This window comes from Pseudomonas mucidolens, from assembly GCF_900106045.1.
In the GTDB taxonomy this organism is placed as follows: domain Bacteria; phylum Pseudomonadota; class Gammaproteobacteria; order Pseudomonadales; family Pseudomonadaceae; genus Aquipseudomonas; species Aquipseudomonas mucidolens.
Genome location: NZ_LT629802.1, coordinates 2,465,802 through 2,484,182 on the forward strand (window position 1 = coordinate 2,465,802; position 18,381 = coordinate 2,484,182).

Here is an 18,381-nt window from a genome sequence, read left to right on the forward strand (position 1 = left end):
GCAAGATTCAATAAGCGCAATCTTCTCCATGGCCCTACAATAATGAAAGTTGAATTTAAGAACGCTTTAATTCAGATTTTCTGAATCAGGAGTCATGCATGCGTGAAATCAGCCTGGATCGCTTGCGCACCTTGGTGGCCGTTGCCGACCTCGGTTCGTTTGCCAAGGCCGCCGGCATGCTGAACCTGGCGCCGCCCACGGTCAGCTTGCATATTGCCGATTTGGAGTCCCGCGTCGGCGCCCTGCTGTTATCACGCACCCGGGGCCGCGTTCAGCCGTCAGCGATTGGCGAAACCCTGGTGGAACGGGCGCGACAGCTGTTGGCCGATGCCGAGCAGGCGCTCGACGATGTGCAGCGCCAAGTCCTGGGTCTGGCGGGACGCGTGAGATTGGGCGCATCGACGGGCGCCATTGCGCAGCTGATGCCTCAAGCCCTGGAAACCTTGAGTCAGCAGCATCCCACGATCGATGTGCAGGTCGCGGTGCTCACCTCACAGGAAACCCTGAAAAAGCTCGTCGACGGCGCACTGGACATCGGGCTGGTCGCACTACCGCAACCGCCGATCAAGGGATTGCGGATTGAACCGTGGCGGCGCGACCCGGTGCTGGCTTTCCTGCCGGCCCGCTGGGATTGCCCGCCGGTCATTACGCCCGACTGGTTGGCCGCTCAGCCGTTGATTCTGAACGATAACAGCACCCGACTTTCGCGGCTGACAGCAGAATGGTTCGCCAGCGAAGGGGAGCAGCCCACGCCGCGCATTCAGCTTAATTACAACGACGCGATCAAGAGCCTGGTGGCCGCGGGTTACGGCGCGACATTGTTGCCGCATGAAGCGGCCACGCGGTTGCCCGATGACACCATCGTGATGCGGCCACTGCGGCCTGCGTTGTGGCGACATTTGGGCATTGCCCATCGCGATGCACATGTCGAACGGTCTACCCAGCATGTACTGGACGTACTGTGGGGATTAAGCCATCTGAGCCAGGTCGATAAGCCGGGACAAGCGTGATACCTCCTGGATATTGCGCTCGAAGCCAGTTCTTGGATAAAGCCACCGGCCTGCTGTATTTTCACAAACTGCCGCAGTCATCAAGGATGCCCGCCCCATGCTGCCCTCCTCCTTTAAACCTCAAGCCAGCGCGGCCCTGCTGCAACGACACAAATGGCGTGGCCGTGTTGGACTGATGCTGGTGGCCAGTCTGTCGGTGCTCGCCGGCATGACCGATGCCATCGGCTTTATGGCCAGCGGCGACTTTGTTTCATTCATGAGCGGTAACACCACGCGCCTGGCCGTCGCGATCAGTGACGGCGATCTGGGCCTGAGTGCTCGCCTCACGCTGTTGGTGGCCACGTTTGTCCTCGGCAATGCCTTGGGTGTGATCATCAGCCGCGCCAGCAAGCGCCACGCGCTGCCGCTGTTGCTGTGTATCGCCATGCTGCTGTGCGGTGCCGCGGCCTGGCCGTGGGACGACCTGTTACCCGCATTGCTGGCGGCGATCGTTGCCATGGGCATGCTCAATGCGGCGGTCGAAGAAGTGAATGGTTTACCCGTGGGGCTGACCTACGTGACAGGCGCGTTGTCGCGTTTCGGCCGAGGGTTGGGACGCTGGATGCTGGGAGAACGGCGCAATGGCTGGCGTGTGCAACTGATTCCCTGGGCCGGGATGTTTGTCGGCGCAGTCATCGGCGCCTTGCTGGAACAGCACATGGGCATTCGCGCACTGTTGGTCAGCGGCTTGCTCTCGGCACTGCTGGGGCTGGTGTCGCTGAAGATTCCGCGGCGCTGGCACCTCGGTTACATGCCACGTTGAGCTAGGTGCTCGCCCGACATCCGCCTCGACGTCCATGTGCCGGTAAAGAGCCAATATCGGGCGAGCGAACGTATATTAAGTCAGCGTCGGCGGTGTGTCCGTCGGGCATTTCTGAACAATTCTAAGGCGACGCCCTACAAACAGGTCGCCAGGGCCGCCAGACGACGCTTGGCGGCCCAGTTGTCCTCGATGGCGTAGTAACTGACCGTCGTAGTGGCGCCAGCGCTGCGCACATCGACGAAGTAGTCGCCGCCCGTGGTGTAGACCGTGTGGCCGCCGCCCTGTGCAGGCTCCATGAACCCACCGGCATCGACACCAAAGACCGCTTCGTCCTGCCAGCCGAACTGGATGCATTGCGCGACCACCAGCACCGCTTTATCCGAGGCCAGGGTTTTGTAAGGCGCGCCAGCACGCGCCTGTTTCATCTTCGAGCCGGCGCAACCGGCCAACGCTGCCAGTACCAACGCACCTATCACCACCTTCCGCATACCATCGCTTCCTTGGAAAAACCGCGACTGTAGCATTGGTTTTGGCTGAGCAGGTGCCACGCAAGCAAAAGTCAGTGACGGGATGAACGCTGTTTCAACGTAGGGTATTACAACACCCAGCGGAACACGTAAAACAGCGTCATGCTCAGCAATACCGTGATCAGTACGCTGCGAGTCCAGAACATCAACGCTACCGCACAGGCACCGGCCAACAGGTACGGGTTGTCCAGGCTCAGGTTGAGTCTATGCTCCGCTAGGAAAATGATCGGACCGCAGATGGCCGTCAACATACCCGGCACCGCAAAACCGAGAAACTCTCGCGCACCGCGATTGAGACGTACCGGCAAACGGGGTTCTAGGAACAGGTAGCGATTGAAAAAAACCGCCAGGCCCATGCCGAAAATCATCACAAAAATCATCGCTGCCCTACCCCCAGGCGTTTACAGGCATACCCGGCACTCATCCCCAGCACGCCCGATACCACCACCGCCGACTCCCAGTGCCAATAGCTCAGTAACACTGAGAACAGCAGCGCCACCGCGACGCAGACCACGCTCGGTACATCTCGCACCACCGGCGTGATCAAGGCGATAAAGGTCGCGGCGATGGAAAACTCCAGCCCCAGTTGATCCAGATTCGGAATGCTCTTGCCGAGCACGATCCCGGCCAGCGTGAACAGATTCCAGATCAGGTAGAACGTCAGTCCGACCCCGAGGGCATACCAGCGATTGAAGGTTTCGCGATCGTACTGGCTGACCAGCGCGAAGAACTCGTCAGTCAGCAGGAAGCCCAGGCTCATGCGCCAGCGCGCCGGAAGTGGTGACACTGTCGGGCGCAGGTGCATACCGTAGAGCAAATGTTGAGAGGTCAGCAGCAGGGTCGTCAGCAAAATGGCGATCAGACTCGCGCCACTCTTGACCATGCCAATCGCCACCAACTGCGCCGCGCCGGCAAACACAATGGCCGACAGCCCTTGGCTCTCCAGCGGGGTGAACTGAGCGTCAATCGCCAGGGAACCGGCCAGCAGGCCCCACGGGCCACAGGCCAAGGACAAGGGAATAATCGCGATCGCACCCCGTGCGAAAGCATAATGAGGCAAGGTTGCAGGCATGGAAAACAGGCTCATCGACAGACATTCGACAAGCATGACAGCGCCCGTGGACGCTGTCTTGAACGATATTGCTCGCTGCGCTACGGGCTCAAGCCAGCTTGGCTGACACCCGCTCCACCGCGTCGCGGGCTTCGCGTAATTCGTGAGCATCTTGATTGAGGCGGTGAATGGTATTGAGCAAGCGCTGGCGCAAGACCTCATCAGCAAGCTTTTCCACCGCACGCATCAGGTCAAAGGCTGCGGTTTCGTTATTATCCGCAACGGAATCGAGGGTCTTGCGCAGGTTTCGAGTGGCACGGGTCACGCGGGTACTTCCTTAATCACCAAGAGCAGGCAATTTACGACAGCTATGTTTCATTTTAATTTCAAGCACTTGGCCTGTAATCCACGTACCTTGTCACAGATCAATCAAAAGGCTTGTTGTACCCCCTCATCGGAGATTCGTGCTTGATGCTCATCGCCGTCGCCATCTTCCTGTTCACCCTTACCCTGGTCATCTGGCAACCCAAAGGCCTGGGCGTGGGCTGGAGCGCCTCCTTGGGAGCGATCCTGGCGCTGGCCAGCGGCGTTGTCAGCCTGGCCGACATCCCGGTGGTATGGCACATCATCTGGAACGCCACGGGCACTTTCGTCGCGCTGATCATCATTAGTTTGCTGCTGGACGAAGCCGGCTTCTTCGCCTGGGCTGCGCTGCACGTCGCGCGTTGGGGGCGCGGCCGGGGTCGACGGTTGTTCGCCTATATGGTGCTGCTGGGCGCTCTGGTGTCGGCATTGTTTGCCAATGACGGTGCGGCCCTGATCCTCACACCGATCGTCATGTCGATGCTGCTGGCGCTGCGTTTTTCCCCGGCGGCAACCCTGGCCTTTGTCATGGGCGCGGGGTTTATCGCCGACACCGCCAGCCTGCCGCTGGTGGTTTCCAACCTGGTGAACATCGTTTCCGCGGACTATTTCAACATCGGTTTCAACGCATACGCCGCCGTGATGGTGCCGGTTAACCTGGTCAGCGTTGCGGCGACGCTGGCGGTCCTGCTGTGGTTCTTTTGGCGCGATATTCCGCAAACCTATGACCCCGCCGTCCTCGACGATCCAGCCAGTGCCATCCACGACCGCGCCACCTTCTACGCCGGTTGGTGGGTGCTGGGCATTCTGTTGTTGGGCTGTTTTGCCCTGGAACCACTGGGGATTCCCATCAGCGCCATCAGTGCGGTGTGCGCGTTGCTGTTGCTGGTGATCGCCGCCAAGGGCCACACGATATCCACGCGCAAGGTGCTGAAGGAGGCGCCTTGGCAGATCGTGATTTTCTCTTTGGGCATGTACCTGGTGGTGTATGGCTTACGCAACGCAGGTCTGACGAGCTATTTGGCCACCTGGCTCAACACCTTTGCCGAATATGGCGTATGGGGCGCGGCCTTCGGGACCGGCTTGCTCACCGCGTTGCTGTCGTCGGCCATGAACAACCTGCCAACTGTATTGATCGGAGCGCTGTCCATTGAGGCCAGTCATACCGTGGGCATAGTCAAGGAGGCAATGATCTACGCCAATGTGATTGGCAGCGACCTGGGGCCGAAAATCACGCCTATCGGCAGCCTCGCGACACTGCTATGGCTGCATATTCTGGCGCGAAAAGGCGTCCGGATCACTTGGGGTTACTACTTCAAGGTCGGCATCGTCCTCACACTCCCGGTGCTATTGATCACTCTGGCCGCACTGGCCCTGCGCCTCAGTCTTTGAAAGCTGTCGACGAGGGCCAACCGACAGTCGATTCGAACGCAGTGGACAGCGTAGGCTCGCCACTCTCGACCCTCACCGAGCCCCACGGATGAGTTCCATGCACCACGCCTGGCTGAGCCAACACACCGCCGGAAGACCCTGACCATGTTGATGATCTTTTTTTCCGCCGTGGTATTTGGCTTTGTATTTTGCCTGTCCCCCGGCGCGGTACTGGCGGAAACCTTGCGTCGCGGCCTGTTGCACGGCTTTACCCCGGCGCTGTTGGTGCAGGTCGGGTCGTTGGTGGGCGATGCAACCTGGGCAGTGATCGGCCTGACCGGCATGGCGCTGCTGATTCAGCATGAAGCGATAAGGGTTCCCCTGACCGCCGTTTGCGCGTTGTACCTGGCCTGGCTCGGGGTACGCAGCCTGCTGGATGCCTGGCGCCTGCCGCAACCCGACAACGTTCCCGTGGGCAGTGGACGCAATGCACTGATGGTCGGAGCCGCCATCTCACTGGCCAACCCGAAAAACATTGTCTATTGGGGCGCCCTTGGCAGCGCGCTATCAGGCATTGTCGGGGCCACGCCAAGTCATGGCCAGACCCTGATGTTTTTCGCCGGGTTCATGCTGGCATCGATCCTCTCGTGTTTCCTGGTTGCAGCCCTGGTGAATGTTTTGGGAAAAAACGCATCGGCAACTTGGCAGCGCATCAGTTACGGCACTTGTGGCGCGGTGTTGATCTATCTGGCATTCCTGGCCGCCGGCAGTCTGTAAATATATAAACTTGGTTCCCTTAGCTGAACAGTCTCTGAACCAATATTCCATCGGCTTATTAAATATTGACAACTTCCGCACGCCTGAGTAGATTGCCCGTGCCTGCAATTCAGGCCTTTTTCAATCTCACAAAAGAAGCCAATGGACACAGTATCTAGTCGCTGTCCACTCACCGTGAATGCGGGAGTCGGGCACCAAACCCAGAGTAATGACGGGACTCGCCTTTCAGGCCGGGTAAGCTGCGCTAGAGCTTGACGCTCCAACGTAACTGCCTCAGCCGGCGCCAGTCCGGTCCCGAGGTGTGTTATGAATTTCAAAACCTTTGTTCTACCCGAACTGCATGGGCTGGCCACGGCCCTGCGGGCCAAGCTGCGGCGTGGATTCTTGGGCGCAGCCCGACCACGCATCGCCTTGATTTCCCCCTCTGCGCGTATCAGCCTGGTACATTTCCAGGCCTACTGGCGTCTGCGCCCCAATACTGGCCATCTGGTCGAGCAGCGGGATCACACCGACCCTCAAGATCCTCAGAGTCGAAACGTTTCCAGCCTGCTCGCCAAACGAGTGTGATGCTGAACCGCTATCCGAGCGTTCGCGTGGCGTAAGCCGGTTGTAAACAGCAACTTCCTGATTATGGGTTAATTATCTAACTGGCGTTCTTCGTGAACTAATCCAGCCGTACTTCGCTGCGCGCCAGTTAAACAATCAACGTTCATAGCCCCACTAGATATTCATTAAAACCGATCGCGACAACAGCGACTCGGCATGCTTTCGCTAGCCTGTCAGCAGGTAAGTAGCGGGTATGTTTTGTCGAAAAAATGGCGACAGGAGTACATACAATGAGCGCAGTAAAAACCACGCAACTACCGAACAAAACCCGCACCGACTCTGACGCCAAACTGTCGATGCGGGCCGCTCGCGAAGCGCACAACGGCCTCACCGCCACGTTCGCCAACGTCAGGGCGACCAAAGACGGCCTGACGGAGCTGGACGCCAGCGCCCGCCTGCAACGCGAAGGCTACAACGAGGTGGCCCACGACAAGCCGCCTCACGCCGTCGTGCAGTTTCTCCAGGCCCTGAACAATCCGTTTATCTACGTGCTGCTGACCCTGGGCGCCATCAGTTTCGTCACCGATTACTGGCTGCCGCTGCGTGCAGGTGAAGAAACCGAGCTGACCAAGGTCATTATCATCATGACCATGGTCCTCCTCAGCAGCCTGTTGCGCTTCTGGCAGGAACATCGCTCGGCAAAATCCGCCGAAGCCTTGAAAGCCATGGTGCGCACCACCGCTACTGTGTTGCGACGTGCCCAAGCCGGCGCGCAACCCACGTTGCGCGAAGTGCCGATGCGCGAGCTGGTGGCCGGCGATATTGTGCAACTGTCGGCCGGTGACATGATCCCCGCCGATATCCGCCTGATCGAATCCCGCGATCTGTTCATCAGCCAGGCGGTGCTGACCGGCGAAGCCTTGCCCGTGGAAAAGTACGACACCCTGGGCGATGTCACGCAAAAATCCGCGACGTTTAAAGCACCGGACCAGAGCAACCTGCTGGACCTGCAGAATATTTGCTTCATGGGTACCAACGTCGTCAGCGGTCGGGCCCGGGCGGTGGTGGTCGCAACCGGGCCGCGCAGCTATTTCGGCTCACTGGCCAAGGCGATTGTCGGATCGCGGGTGCAGACCGCGTTTGACCGTGGAGTGAACAGCGTCAGTTGGCTGTTGATTCGCTTCATGCTGGTGATGGTGCCCATTGTGTTCTTCCTCAATGGTTTCTCCAAAGGCGACTGGGGCGACGCATTTCTGTTTGCGCTGGCGGTGGCGGTGGGATTGACCCCGGAAATGCTGCCAATGATCGTCAGCGCCAACCTGGCCAAGGGTGCGACGGCCATGGCCAAGCGCAAAGTGGTGGTCAAGCGCCTCAACGCGATCCAGAACTTCGGTTCAATGGACGTGCTCTGCACCGACAAGACCGGGACCCTGACCCAAGACAAAATCATCCTCGAACACCACGTCAACACCTTCGGCCAACGGGACGATAAGGTGCTGTCTCTGGCCTGGCTCAACAGCCATCACCAAAGTGGTATGAAGAACCTGATGGATCAGGCCGTGGTGGAGTTCTCCCAGCACAATCCCAAGTTCCAGGTGCCGTTTGCCTACAGCAAGGTTGATGAATTGCCTTTCGACTTTGTACGCCGGCGTCTGTCGATTGTGCTCAAGGACAGCCACGACGATCACCTGCTGGTATGCAAAGGCGCGGTTGAGGAGATGTTGAGCATTTCCACGCATCTGATGGAGGGTGAGACCGCCGTCGCGCTGGATGAGCAACGTCGCCAGGAGTTGCTGAACACCGCCAACGACTACAACGAGGACGGCTTCCGGGTGCTGGTGGTTGCCACCCGCAACATTCCCAAGGCCCTGGCCCGCCAGCAGTACACCACCGCCGATGAGCGCAACCTGGTGATCCACGGTTTCCTGACCTTTCTGGATCCACCAAAGGAAACCGCGGGCCCTGCGATTGCGGCCCTGCAAGAGATCGGCGTCGCCATCAAAGTACTCACCGGCGACAACGCGGTGGTCACCCGCACCATTTGCCGCCAGGTCGGCCTGGAGCCTGGTGAGCCGCTGCTGGGCGTGGACATCGAAGCCATGGACGATGCCACCCTCAAGCGGCAGGTCGAGGAACGCACGCTCTTCGCCAAACTGACCCCACTGCAAAAGTCCCGGGTGCTCAAGGCGTTGCAGGCCAATGGGCATACCGTCGGCTTTCTCGGAGATGGCATCAACGATGCGCCTGCACTGCGCGACGCCGACGTCGGTATTTCGGTGGACAGCGGCACCGACATTGCCAAGGAATCGGCCGATATCATCCTGCTGGAAAAAAGCCTGATGGTGCTGGAGGAAGGTGTGCTCAAGGGGCGCGAGACCTTCGGCAATATCATGAAGTACCTGAACATGACCGCCAGTTCCAACTTCGGCAACGTGTTCTCGGTATTGGTTGCCAGCGCATTCATTCCGTTCATGCCGATGCTGGCGATCCATCTGCTGTTGCAAAACCTGATGTACGACATCTCTCAGTTGGCCTTGCCCTGGGACAAGATGGACAAGGAATATCTGGCCAAACCGCGCAAGTGGGATGCGAAGAATATCGGACGGTTCATGATCTGGATCGGGCCGACCTCGTCGATCTTCGACATCACCACATTCGCCCTGATGTGGTACGTGTTCTCGGCGAACAGCGTGCAAATGCAGACCTTGTTCCAGTCCGGCTGGTTCATCGAAGGGCTGCTCTCGCAAACCCTGGTGGTGCACATGTTGCGCACCCGCAAGATCCCGTTCTTCCAGAGCACCGCCGCCTGGCCGGTACTCATGATGACCTGCATCGTCATCGTGCTGGGGATCTACGTGCCCTTCTCGCCCCTGGGCACGCTGGTCGGCCTGGAACCGTTGCCACTGGCGTACTTCCCATGGCTGGTGGCCACCCTGGTCAGCTACTGCTGCGTCGCACAACTGATGAAGACCCTCTACATCCGCCGCTTCAAGCAGTGGTACTGAGCCACCCGGCGCGGGCTGTCGCCCGATAGCCCGCGCCCGGGCAAGTTGAGTTTTTTGGAGCATGAACCATGCACAAACACACATCGCGGCGGCCGAACGGGTTCGCCAAATACCGCAACCGGCAAAAGTCCGCCGCCAGCCCGCTCTTCCGGTCCCTGCCGGCCTCTCGGCAACGCGCGTTGCGGCGTAATTTGATCTTTATCGGCACGACCCTGGGCGGCATCCTGTTGCTCAGTCTGCTTTCCCGGGCCTTCGCAGCCGGCGGCCCCTATGTGGTTGACGACGGCGCAATCAATGCGCCCGGCGAATGCAACCTGGACGCCTGGTACACCCGCAATCGACATGATTCCTCGACGCACCACACAACCCTCTCGGCCGCCTGCACGCCCAAGGCATTACCGAGGGTGCAATGGGCGGCTGTTATCGAGGATGACGAAACCGAGACTCAAGTCAGCCCACAGTTCAAGGCCTCGTTATGGTCATGGCCGGACGCGGGCATTGAGATCGCGATAGCCGGCGCGACGCATGTCGCGGTGCATCGTCGGCATGCCTTCGAGGGTGCGGAGTTGGGTGTCCCGCTTACCTGGCAACCACGGGACGCACTGCGCTTGAACGTCAACGCCGGCTGGGCCCACGCCTATGACGACGGCGAGCAGAACCAACGCCTGGCCTGGGGCGTCGGGTTTGAGTACAGCGTCGCGGATTCAATGACATGGGTCGCCGAGCGATACGGCCGACAGCATGGCGACCAGGCCTGGCAGACCGGGCCGCGACTGCATGTCGGCAAACGTCTGGATGTCGATCTAGTGATCGGGCGCAGCTTGGTCGAAGACCGGGACCCATGGCTGACGACAGGGGCGACGTTGCGGTTTTAAATCGTCACCTCAGGCAGCCTGGCCTTTGGCCTGTTGCTCAAGGCGCAATTGCAGCTCGGGATCAATGTTCAGCGCGCCCGCCAGTTCATCCAGATAACGACGTTCGGCATCCTGCTGATCATCCACCAACATGACACTGGCCAGGTAAACCTCCGATGCCATCGCCGGATCATGGGCATATTCGGCAAAATCGGCAGCACTCAATGGCTTGGCGACTTCGGCGTCCAGCCATTGCTGTAACTGCGGATCGTCGGTGTGGCGCTTGATCTCGGCATTGATCAATTGCGTTTCCTGCTCATCAATCCGCCCATCAGCCTTGGCGGCCGCGATAAATGCTCGCAACACCGCATGACTGTGCGCTTCGACTTCAGCGCCGGACAGTTGGTCAACCGTCTGCAACGCCTGCTGTGGCGCCGACGCCTGTTGCCGCTGCCAGGCTTGATACGCCTGGAAAGCCATCATGCCGAGTGATGCCAGGGCCGCATAGTTGCTGCCACCGGAACGTCCTTGGGTCGAACCACCCGACGCCGCGCCCCCCAGCATTCCGCCCAGGCCGCCGAGCCCACCGAGCAGATCCCCAAGCCCGCCGCCGCCCGACGCGGTAGCGCCAGAACCACCGCCACGAAGCAAGCCGCCCAATAAACCACCCAGACCACCAAGCCCGCCTGCCCCGCCTTGGGGTGCAGCCGAACCGCCTTGTTGTGTCATCGAGGCCTGACCGGCTCGCAGCAACTGTTCGAGTAAATCGCTGGTGTTCATGGTGACGCTCTCCTTTGAGCTGTGCTCCAGACCAAGAACAATAGCCGTTCCTCCCTATAACGCCAAGATCACGCGGCCAGCGTCGACTTACCGATTGGCATCCGCCGCAGCAAACTCGGCGTAGGCCTGTAACAGGTGCGAGAATTCTTCAGATTCGGGAAGCTGCGCAAAGCTGTGGACCGCAGGTGTGGATGCCCATGGCAGCTTCTCGCTGGTCCAGGTTTCCATGAACGGAACGTAGTTCCTGGCATCATCCAGCAGGGGCGCTCGCAAGTTGACCAGATCATCAATACCGTGAGGGCGTGTGAACAGCCAACTCATGCAATGCGCGCAGAAATAATGGCGTGCGGCACCGTGGAGCCCGCCGATCACTGGCTCGCCCTGGTTGATGGTAAAACCAGCCTGAGGTATGAGCGCGCTGAGGGAGAAGGCACTGGAGGACATTTTCTGGCAGCCGGTGCAATGACAGGCCATGGTGATAATCGGCTTCATACTGACGGTGAACCGTACCCGATCACATCGGCAACCACCTTCCCAACAAACCCTTTCAACGCTCATCACTCATTCCTTTTGACAATTTGTATAGGCCGCAAAACTTCTGCGCCGGCGAGTCATTCGCCCACTTCAAGACACCGGATCACGACGGTAGGCAGCCAACAGCACCCCCATCGTCATTAACAGGCCGCCCGCGCCCTGATTGAAATGCTGCAAATGTGCCGGCCGCAGGCGGCTTAACAAACGCGCCCCGCACACGGCATAAAACATCATGGTCATCACGTTCAGTACACACAGCGCCAGCAACAGGCAGGCGTACTGCGGCAGTTGGGGTTGAGTGCTGTCGACAAACTGCGGCAGGAATGCCGACATGAACAGCAAGGCCTTGGGATTGGAGATCGCTACCAGAAAGCTGCGGGTGAAAATACCCACTGAACGAGCGCCGGGGTCGGTCCCCTCGCCCACTGTTGGCAATGCCGCTTGCGGTGCGCGCAACATTTGCCAGCCCAGCCAGACCAGATACGCCGAGCCGATCCACTTCAGCACCTGGAACAACCCCTCGCTGGCTGCAAGTAACAGTCCGAGACCGCACGCCACCGCCGTGACCAGCAGCGCATCGGCAAGTACCGCGCCCCCCATGCCCCAGGCCGCCGCCCGCAACCCGTGACGTGATCCGTTCTGCAACGCCAATAGCACCGTTGGCCCCGGAATCGCGATAATCGCGGCGCTCATCGTGATAAATACAAATAATGTAGTAAGAGACATCAGGGCTTCCCCGCAAGAGCGGCCTCGTCGGAGCCAACAGTTGGCGAATGATCCACCAAAACCTCCAACGACGCCTAGCCCCAGTTCAACTCCACGCAAAAAAAACGGCGATATAGGCTAATGCCGATCAGTTAAGCAGCGGAACCTGTGGGAGTTTGGCTTACTGACGGGCATCAGCAATATAGGCCCGATGTCGAAGCCGCCGTGGCTCCAGCAAGGCTGGACACGGCAGGCAAATGGAACTTGACTCATCCAGCGCCTGCTCAGCCTCGCTGAAACTCGACAGTTCCTAGCGGTCAATCATCGTTTGATACCGCCCTCGGGCGAGCCTTGTACCCTGGCAACGCCGCGGCATAGGCCAGCGCCTGTTCACGGGAGCCAAACGACGCCAGTCGGTCGTCCCGCGTACAAACCCGCCATGGGCCGCTATTGACCCGGACGATGTCATAGCCGTTAAGGTGCATCTTGTTCAACATTGGAACGCTCATAGTCACCTCTCTTCATCCAGAGATAATCGAGGAGTTGCCTGACTTACCATACACCCGGACAAGCGGTAAAAAGCTACCGAGCGTCGCACGGATATGGGTTAAGGGGCACAGCCACTTCTTGCGACTATTGACGGCCATTGGTCAATTGTCCCAGAGCAGAATGTTGTAGGCCGTGACGAGGTGAACACTGCACCTGAGCACACTCTCACTGATCAATCCATCCGCCCGAAAAATTCGGACTCACTCTGCAACTGCTCTTCCAGCCACCCGATCAATGCTTGCACCTCGATCCGGTCCGCCTCGCCCTGCTGCCTGAAAACCGATATAGCGTCGGGTAACGGGACACTTTGCGCACAAGGCCTCACCAGCGCACCATTTTCAATGAGTTTTCCGGCAGTTCGGCGCCAGCCCATAGCAATCCCATGGCCTTCCACGGCGGCCTGAAGCATCAAAGGATAACTGTCAAAAAAACAATGATGAGCATAACCCTCCGATGTCTGCCCAAACGCCTGCAGCCAGCTATCCCACTCCATCAAGTGAGGTGGCGTGGCGCTGTGGTGTAAAAGCGTGTGGAGGCGCAGATCGCTGATGTCCAGTGACTGACGGGCGCTCAAGTAATCGGGACTGCATACGGGAAACACCTCATCGGCGGCAGTGAACGCCAGAACATGCGAACCGCTGGGGCGACCGGTGCTTTGCAAGGCCACGTCAAAATGGTCACTGAACTCAGCCAGCGGGCGGGTGGATGTCGCGACCTGGATCTCGATTTCCGGGTGTAGCTGATGAAACGTCGACAGGCGTGGCATCAGCCAGTAAAACGCCTCGCACAACTGGCAGAGCAGAACGACACGGTTTTTGCGCGGTGACTCACGCAGGTTGACGGCACTGGCACTGATACTTTGCAGCGCGGCACTCACCACGCGCCCCAGTTCACGCCCTTCCTGCGTCAGGAAGACGGCGCGGTTGCGCCGGTAAAAGAGCTTCAACCCGAGATTATCTTCAAGCCCGCGAATCTGACGACTGATTGCGGCCTGGGTGATGTGCAACTCATCCGCAGCCTTCGAGAAGCTCTGCAGTCGAGCGGCCGCTTCAAAGGGCAGCAAACTGGCCAGCGGCGGCAATGACTTTCCAAGCATATTCATAATCTGAGGTTATGCATCCAAGGCCGAGAACTCGTTTGTAGCATATCCCGCAGGCTGTGCAACATAAGCTGAATACCTCGCGGATCGGCAGATGACCTCTATTCATTCAAACATCACTATCGGCGTGTCCCTCGCCGTGGTCGCGACCCTGAGCTGGGCACTGAACTTCATCGCCCCCTACGTCACGGGCGGGTACAGCATCTATGACTTGATGCTGATCCGGTTTCTGATCGCCGGTACGCTGGGGGTAAGCGTGGTGCTGCTTTGTCGTGCGCAGTTCCAGCTCTTGCTTGGTCGCCAGGCGTTTCTCGCCGCGGGGCTGGGTGTGATCGGCTACCTCGGGTACAGCACCTGTATTGCCGCAGGGGTTATTTTCGGCGGCCCGGTGCTGACTCCGGCGTTTATCGGCATGGTGCCGGTCTTGCTGGCGCTGCTCAGCAACGCCACGCAAAAAACACTTCCATGGCGCAGACTGACGATACCCCTGACGTTTTTGACGGCCGGGCTGCTACTGTCGAATATCAGCAGTCTCCATCAACCCCTTGCAGCGAATAGTTCGTGGCCGTTAGGGCTGTTTTTCTCCGTCAGCGCCGTGGTCCTGTGGCTCGCATTCAGCGTGCTGAATCAAAAAGCCCTGAAGCACCTCCCAGCCAATGCGACGGGTATCTGGACAGGACTCATGATGGCGGGCGCCGGTCTGGGTACCTTGTGCCTGTTACCTGTTGTGCAGACACTCGAACTGCTCAAGTTGCCGTCCCTGGGCTTCAGTATTTCCCTGGCCGGCCAGGTGTACCTGTGGGGCTTTGTGATCGCCGTGATGTCTTCGCTGGTCGGGGCCTGGGCCTGGAACGCAGCATCCCGTCGCCTGCCCATGGTGCTTTCCGGGCAACTGATTGCCCTTGAATCGCTGTTCGCCAGCATGCTTGGCTGGTTATTCCATCAGCGACTGCCAAGCCTTTTGGAAGCTTCAGGCCTCACGGCGGTTCTTGTCGGTGTGGTCATGGCGGTTCGTATCATCCTGACGTCAATCGCAAGCCCGCCCGACTCAAGGCACTCGGTTGAAACCCACCAAAGCTGACGACCCGCCGTCATCTGCGCGGATCGTTACTGCACGGGCAAGAAGTTCATCAACAACAGACTTTGCGCATAGTTGAGCGCCACGCGCCGGTAGCGTTCGTCGAGCATCTGGGTCAACAGGTCGAGGCGCGCGACTATCTTGCCGAACTCCACCGCAAAACTGAGGTTGCTGGCCTCCTCCGATATTTCGTTGGAGAACAACAACAATACCCCGTTGGCATCCTGACGCTGGCTGAGCAGCCATGTCGCTTTTTCAATATTGCGCGCAGCATTGCTGACGAACTGGGGGTTGATCGAGTCCGTTACATAAAACTCGGTACGCCCGCCATGTGCGGTAACGAGCATGCTGCCAATCGCATAGATAAAGGCCCCAACCCGGTCGCCGTGAAATTCCGCACTCAATGAATAGCTCAAAGCCTCCAGATCGCGACGCGCCCCAAGCGCGGGTAACGGTCGACGCTCCTCGATGGCCTGACGGACTTGCCGAGCGGCACTCACGGCATCTGGATAACCCGATTGACGCCACTGGCTGGGATTACGCAGATAGAGCTTACTCATCAGCAAATACAGGCTTTGCAGGTTGTCGTGCATGCCCAGCGTCGCCATCCGGTCGACACTGGTTTGAAACAGTTCATCAGGCTTGCCATCACTGAACTGCCGGGCGATATCACGCCCCTGTTGCTGGCTGCAGCCAGTGGCACAGAGCATCAAGACTGCCGCCAATATCAGCGGCCAACGCATCCAATAAGTCACAAAAACAGGTAACGTGCGCTCCATCAGCACCCAGTCTGGTTCTTCTGTCCACGCGGAGAATCAGCGTGGTCGGGACAGACATAGAGCGGAAAAATCAAAAAAAGTGCGGTGGCGAGGGTCAGATTGTTGAGAGGAGTACCCGTCAATACAGTTGCGCACCTGTAACACAACGCACCCGGCACATAGGCCGGGCTCGTCAGTTCAAGTCGACGCTCAGTTGTCAGGATGCTCGCTAGCCACCGAATCGGCAGCATCCACATCCGACATATCTTCTTCGAGAGGCGCTTCGTCGTCTGGCGCCAGAGGAACTTCACTTTCGTCGCGCTGTGGATCATGCCCAGTTTCGTTGTCGGTACCACGCGTTACGACCTGCTGGGATAGGTTACCCGGCGCGTTCTCGTTAATCTCCATGCTGACTCTCCGCTGTGGCACGCGGGAAATCCGCGCTTACGCTTGAGAGACGGCGCAGCAGCGAGAGTGCCGGACACTGGACGAATGGCACCCATAAAAACCGCGTAGCACTCTGTCAGTCTCCGTTCACGCTTGCCCCTTCAGCGCTCCTGCTCTCTGTCCACGTCCGTCTCCTCCCTCATACGACCCGGATCCAGGCCCGTGTCGTCGTCATCCAGAGGACGCTCTCCCTCATGATCCGGCACCTGCTCAACGCCATCTTCTGGGCGTGGCGGAACATCCGGACGCCCAGGATCCAGCGGCCCGGGTGCCACAGGAAGTGGATAGTCCATCGGGGTGTTGCCCTGCATATGCATGTGGTTGTTCATAGACACCTCGCAATGCCCGCTCTAACTGGGCGTCTACGTTGGAGAGGCGAGTAAAGCCCAGGGTTCGATTTATTCTCAAACCCTCGCGCTATCCGGCTTCCGAGCTCCGGGCCTTCGCCCTACCCGACATACTTGCCGTTGCGCGGCGTCAGGACAGCTGACTATCGATCCAGCGTTGCGCTGCCTCCGGAGGCTTGAACGGAATTGAAATAATTAATGTTTTTTCATGAAAAGAGCCATCCTACGATCATGATTGGTATGGTAGACCGCGATGAAAATAAACGGGCTGCCATCCCTGTGGGATCAACCCAACGGAACAGAATTGCGCGAAGTTCTTTTAGTTTTCTTTTGCTTGGCCTCCAGAAACGCTCCCCAATCTTCCATCGCGTGCAAAATCGGCGAAAGGGTAAAGCCCAACGTGGAAATGCTGTATTCGACCCTCAGCGGGACTTCGCCAAAATCCTTGCGGATAATCACACCGTCTTCCTCCAGCTCGCGCAGTTGTTGGGTAAGGGTTTTTGGCGATATGCGCCCCAGTTTTCTCGCCAGTTCGCCAAACCGTTGTGTGTCTTCAAGCAGGAAGTGAATGATCATTACCTTCCACTTTCCTCCTATGACTTTCAGGGTGGTTTCTACGGGACAACCTGCACTCTTTTTAGCAACGGGCATGATAGGCCTCAGTATCATTTAGGAAACTAGTATCCTAAATGTAAGTACTTGCGATTTTGGTACGCAAGACCTAATTTGTTCGGGCTTGAATAAAGGTGCCTTCGTTAAATGGTTGGCACGACACTAGCATCAAATTTCGACATCTGAGGTAACAAAATGGCGAGTACCAATGGAATGCTGGATGCAGATGATGCGGTCATTCTTCTTATCGATCACCAGAGCGGCCTATTCAACACCGTGCGCGATGTGCCCGTTCCCGATCTTCGCAATTACGTCATAGCGATCGCGAAGACCGCGACCTTACTGAACATTCCGGTGATCACTACCGCTTCCGTACCGGATGGCCCCAACGGCCCGTTGATTCCAGAAATCCATCAGCATGCTCCCCACGCGGTGTATGTGCCACGCACCGGACAGATCAACACTTGGGACAACCCTTTGTTCGTTGATGCTATCAAGAAGACCGGTCGTAAAACATTGATCATCGCCGGCACTCTCACCAGCGTTTGCATGGCCTTTCCTGCAGTGAGTGCGGTGCGAGAAGGTTACAACGTTTATTGTGTGGTAGATGCTTCAGGCAACTGGAGCAAGTTAGCGACCGATACCACCATCGCACGTGTCACCCAAGCGGGTGCAATTCCGACTGACACTTTCGCCATAGTTGCTGAGTTGATGCGAACTTGGAACCGTCCTGAAGGCTCGCGTTTCGCTGAAATCCTTGCCGAGCATGTTTGTCCGGAATACAAGTGCCTAATGGAAAGCTACAGCAAAGCCCAGGCCGTGGTTAAGGATGGTCCTGAGACCAACCTGGACAAATATAAGTAAGACCGTGTAACGGCTGAAAATAGGGGGCCGCTTCGGCGGCCCCCTATTAATATTCCGCAAGGAAAGGCACTGGAGAGAGTTGTTGTGCGGCATGAAACCCGCTTCATTAGCTCAGTTTGATGACAACTCCGGGTCGAGCATCATTACTTTACTCTGAAGCCGGCTAGGTCTGTCCTACTGCCTCCAGCCTTTCGCAACTGACTCCGCTCCTACCCTTGACCATCCAACGGGTCGTTCAGGCACGGAAAGCGAGGCCCCGTCCTGTGGGGGATCCTCGCTCCTGATGGACGAACACCGAGCAA

Annotated in this window: 21 protein-coding genes; 9 read left to right on the plus strand and 12 right to left on the minus strand. The window is 58.4% G+C overall.

The window, feature by feature from the left end:
- Positions 1–98: 98 nt before the first annotated feature.
- Complete coding sequence (locus BLU75_RS11470) at positions 99–1,010, plus strand: LysR family transcriptional regulator (protein ID WP_084381189.1); 912 nt, start codon at positions 99–101, stop codon at positions 1,008–1,010.
- Positions 1,011–1,107: 97 nt separating this feature from the next.
- The gene (locus BLU75_RS11475) at positions 1,108–1,812 is read left to right on the plus strand and encodes a YoaK family protein (protein WP_084381190.1); all 705 of its coding nucleotides are present in this window, start codon (positions 1,108–1,110) and stop codon (positions 1,810–1,812) included.
- Between the two features lie 134 nt (positions 1,813–1,946).
- Here the strand turns inward: BLU75_RS11475 and BLU75_RS11480 are convergent, their stop codons facing one another.
- From BLU75_RS11480 to BLU75_RS11495, 4 genes are all read right to left on the minus strand, one after another.
- Positions 1,947–2,300 carry a hypothetical protein gene (locus BLU75_RS11480; protein ID WP_084381191.1) on the minus strand — a complete coding sequence of 118 codons (354 nt, stop codon included), beginning with the start codon at positions 2,298–2,300 and terminating at the stop codon, positions 1,947–1,949.
- Between the two features lie 107 nt (positions 2,301–2,407).
- Positions 2,408–2,719, minus strand: coding sequence for an AzlD domain-containing protein (locus BLU75_RS11485; RefSeq protein ID WP_084381192.1), 312 nt, complete (start codon positions 2,717–2,719; stop codon positions 2,408–2,410).
- Positions 2,716–3,411, minus strand: a complete 696-nt coding sequence (locus BLU75_RS11490) for an AzlC family ABC transporter permease (RefSeq protein ID WP_084381212.1) — start codon at positions 3,409–3,411, stop codon at positions 2,716–2,718. Before BLU75_RS11490 ends, BLU75_RS11485 begins: the two co-directional genes overlap by 4 nt.
- Before the next feature lie 88 nt (positions 3,412–3,499).
- Entirely contained in the window at positions 3,500–3,715 is a 216-nt protein-coding gene (locus tag BLU75_RS11495) for a hypothetical protein (protein ID WP_084381193.1), read from the minus strand.
- Positions 3,716–3,861: 146 nt separating this feature from the next.
- Here BLU75_RS11495 and BLU75_RS11500 point away from each other — a divergent pair, with 146 nt between their 5' ends.
- From BLU75_RS11500 to BLU75_RS11520, 5 genes are all read left to right on the plus strand, one after another.
- A complete protein-coding gene (locus BLU75_RS11500) occupies positions 3,862–5,145 on the plus strand; it encodes an arsenic transporter (protein WP_084381194.1) in 1,284 nt (427 codons plus the stop codon).
- Positions 5,146–5,289: 144 nt separating this feature from the next.
- Positions 5,290–5,901: a LysE family transporter gene (locus BLU75_RS11505; RefSeq protein ID WP_084381195.1), complete on the plus strand. Its 612-nt coding sequence runs from the start codon at positions 5,290–5,292 to the stop codon at positions 5,899–5,901.
- A gap of 306 nt (positions 5,902–6,207) precedes the next feature.
- Positions 6,208–6,468 (plus strand): hypothetical protein, encoded by a 261-nt coding sequence (locus BLU75_RS11510; protein ID WP_231982640.1) that lies wholly within the window; start codon positions 6,208–6,210, stop codon positions 6,466–6,468.
- A 269-nt stretch (positions 6,469–6,737) separates the two neighbouring features.
- The gene (gene mgtA / locus BLU75_RS11515; RefSeq protein ID WP_084381196.1) at positions 6,738–9,452 is read left to right on the plus strand and encodes a magnesium-translocating P-type ATPase; all 2,715 of its coding nucleotides are present in this window, start codon (positions 6,738–6,740) and stop codon (positions 9,450–9,452) included.
- A 68-nt stretch (positions 9,453–9,520) separates the two neighbouring features.
- On the plus strand, positions 9,521–10,327 hold the full coding sequence (locus BLU75_RS11520) for a hypothetical protein (RefSeq protein ID WP_084381197.1): 807 nt from the start codon (positions 9,521–9,523) through the stop codon (positions 10,325–10,327).
- A gap of 9 nt (positions 10,328–10,336) precedes the next feature.
- Here BLU75_RS11520 and BLU75_RS11525 read toward each other — a convergent pair whose 3' ends face one another.
- The 5 genes from BLU75_RS11525 to BLU75_RS11545 form a co-directional block, all read right to left on the minus strand.
- Positions 10,337–11,086, minus strand: a complete 750-nt coding sequence (locus BLU75_RS11525) for a tellurite resistance TerB family protein (protein ID WP_084381198.1) — start codon at positions 11,084–11,086, stop codon at positions 10,337–10,339.
- Positions 11,087–11,173: 87 nt separating this feature from the next.
- Positions 11,174–11,644 carry a GFA family protein gene (locus BLU75_RS11530; protein ID WP_084381199.1) on the minus strand — a complete coding sequence of 157 codons (471 nt, stop codon included), beginning with the start codon at positions 11,642–11,644 and terminating at the stop codon, positions 11,174–11,176.
- Positions 11,645–11,710: 66 nt separating this feature from the next.
- Positions 11,711–12,346, minus strand: coding sequence for a LysE family translocator (locus BLU75_RS11535; protein WP_090221459.1), 636 nt, complete (start codon positions 12,344–12,346; stop codon positions 11,711–11,713).
- A 296-nt stretch (positions 12,347–12,642) separates the two neighbouring features.
- Positions 12,643–12,834: a DUF2188 domain-containing protein gene (locus BLU75_RS11540; RefSeq protein ID WP_084381200.1), complete on the minus strand. Its 192-nt coding sequence runs from the start codon at positions 12,832–12,834 to the stop codon at positions 12,643–12,645.
- Positions 12,835–13,046: 212 nt separating this feature from the next.
- Positions 13,047–13,976: a LysR substrate-binding domain-containing protein gene (locus BLU75_RS11545; protein WP_084381201.1), complete on the minus strand. Its 930-nt coding sequence runs from the start codon at positions 13,974–13,976 to the stop codon at positions 13,047–13,049.
- 91 nt (positions 13,977–14,067) lie between these two features.
- Between BLU75_RS11545 and BLU75_RS11550 the strand changes: the two genes are divergently transcribed.
- The gene (locus BLU75_RS11550; RefSeq protein WP_084381202.1) at positions 14,068–15,054 is read left to right on the plus strand and encodes a DMT family transporter; all 987 of its coding nucleotides are present in this window, start codon (positions 14,068–14,070) and stop codon (positions 15,052–15,054) included.
- 26 nt (positions 15,055–15,080) lie between these two features.
- Here the strand turns inward: BLU75_RS11550 and BLU75_RS11555 are convergent, their stop codons facing one another.
- The 3 genes from BLU75_RS11555 to BLU75_RS11570 all read right to left on the minus strand — a co-directional run bounded on the left by BLU75_RS11555 (position 15,081) and on the right by BLU75_RS11570 (position 17,254).
- On the minus strand, positions 15,081–15,830 hold the full coding sequence (locus BLU75_RS11555) for a hypothetical protein (RefSeq protein ID WP_084381213.1): 750 nt from the start codon (positions 15,828–15,830) through the stop codon (positions 15,081–15,083).
- 189 nt (positions 15,831–16,019) lie between these two features.
- Entirely contained in the window at positions 16,020–16,217 is a 198-nt protein-coding gene (locus tag BLU75_RS11560; protein WP_084381203.1) for a hypothetical protein, read from the minus strand.
- A 671-nt stretch (positions 16,218–16,888) separates the two neighbouring features.
- Positions 16,889–17,254: a winged helix-turn-helix transcriptional regulator gene (locus BLU75_RS11570; protein WP_084381214.1), complete on the minus strand. Its 366-nt coding sequence runs from the start codon at positions 17,252–17,254 to the stop codon at positions 16,889–16,891.
- A gap of 156 nt (positions 17,255–17,410) precedes the next feature.
- Between BLU75_RS11570 and BLU75_RS11575 the strand changes: the two genes are divergently transcribed.
- Complete coding sequence (locus tag BLU75_RS11575) at positions 17,411–18,079, plus strand: isochorismatase family protein (protein ID WP_084381205.1); 669 nt, start codon at positions 17,411–17,413, stop codon at positions 18,077–18,079.
- Positions 18,080–18,381 lie beyond the last annotated feature (302 nt).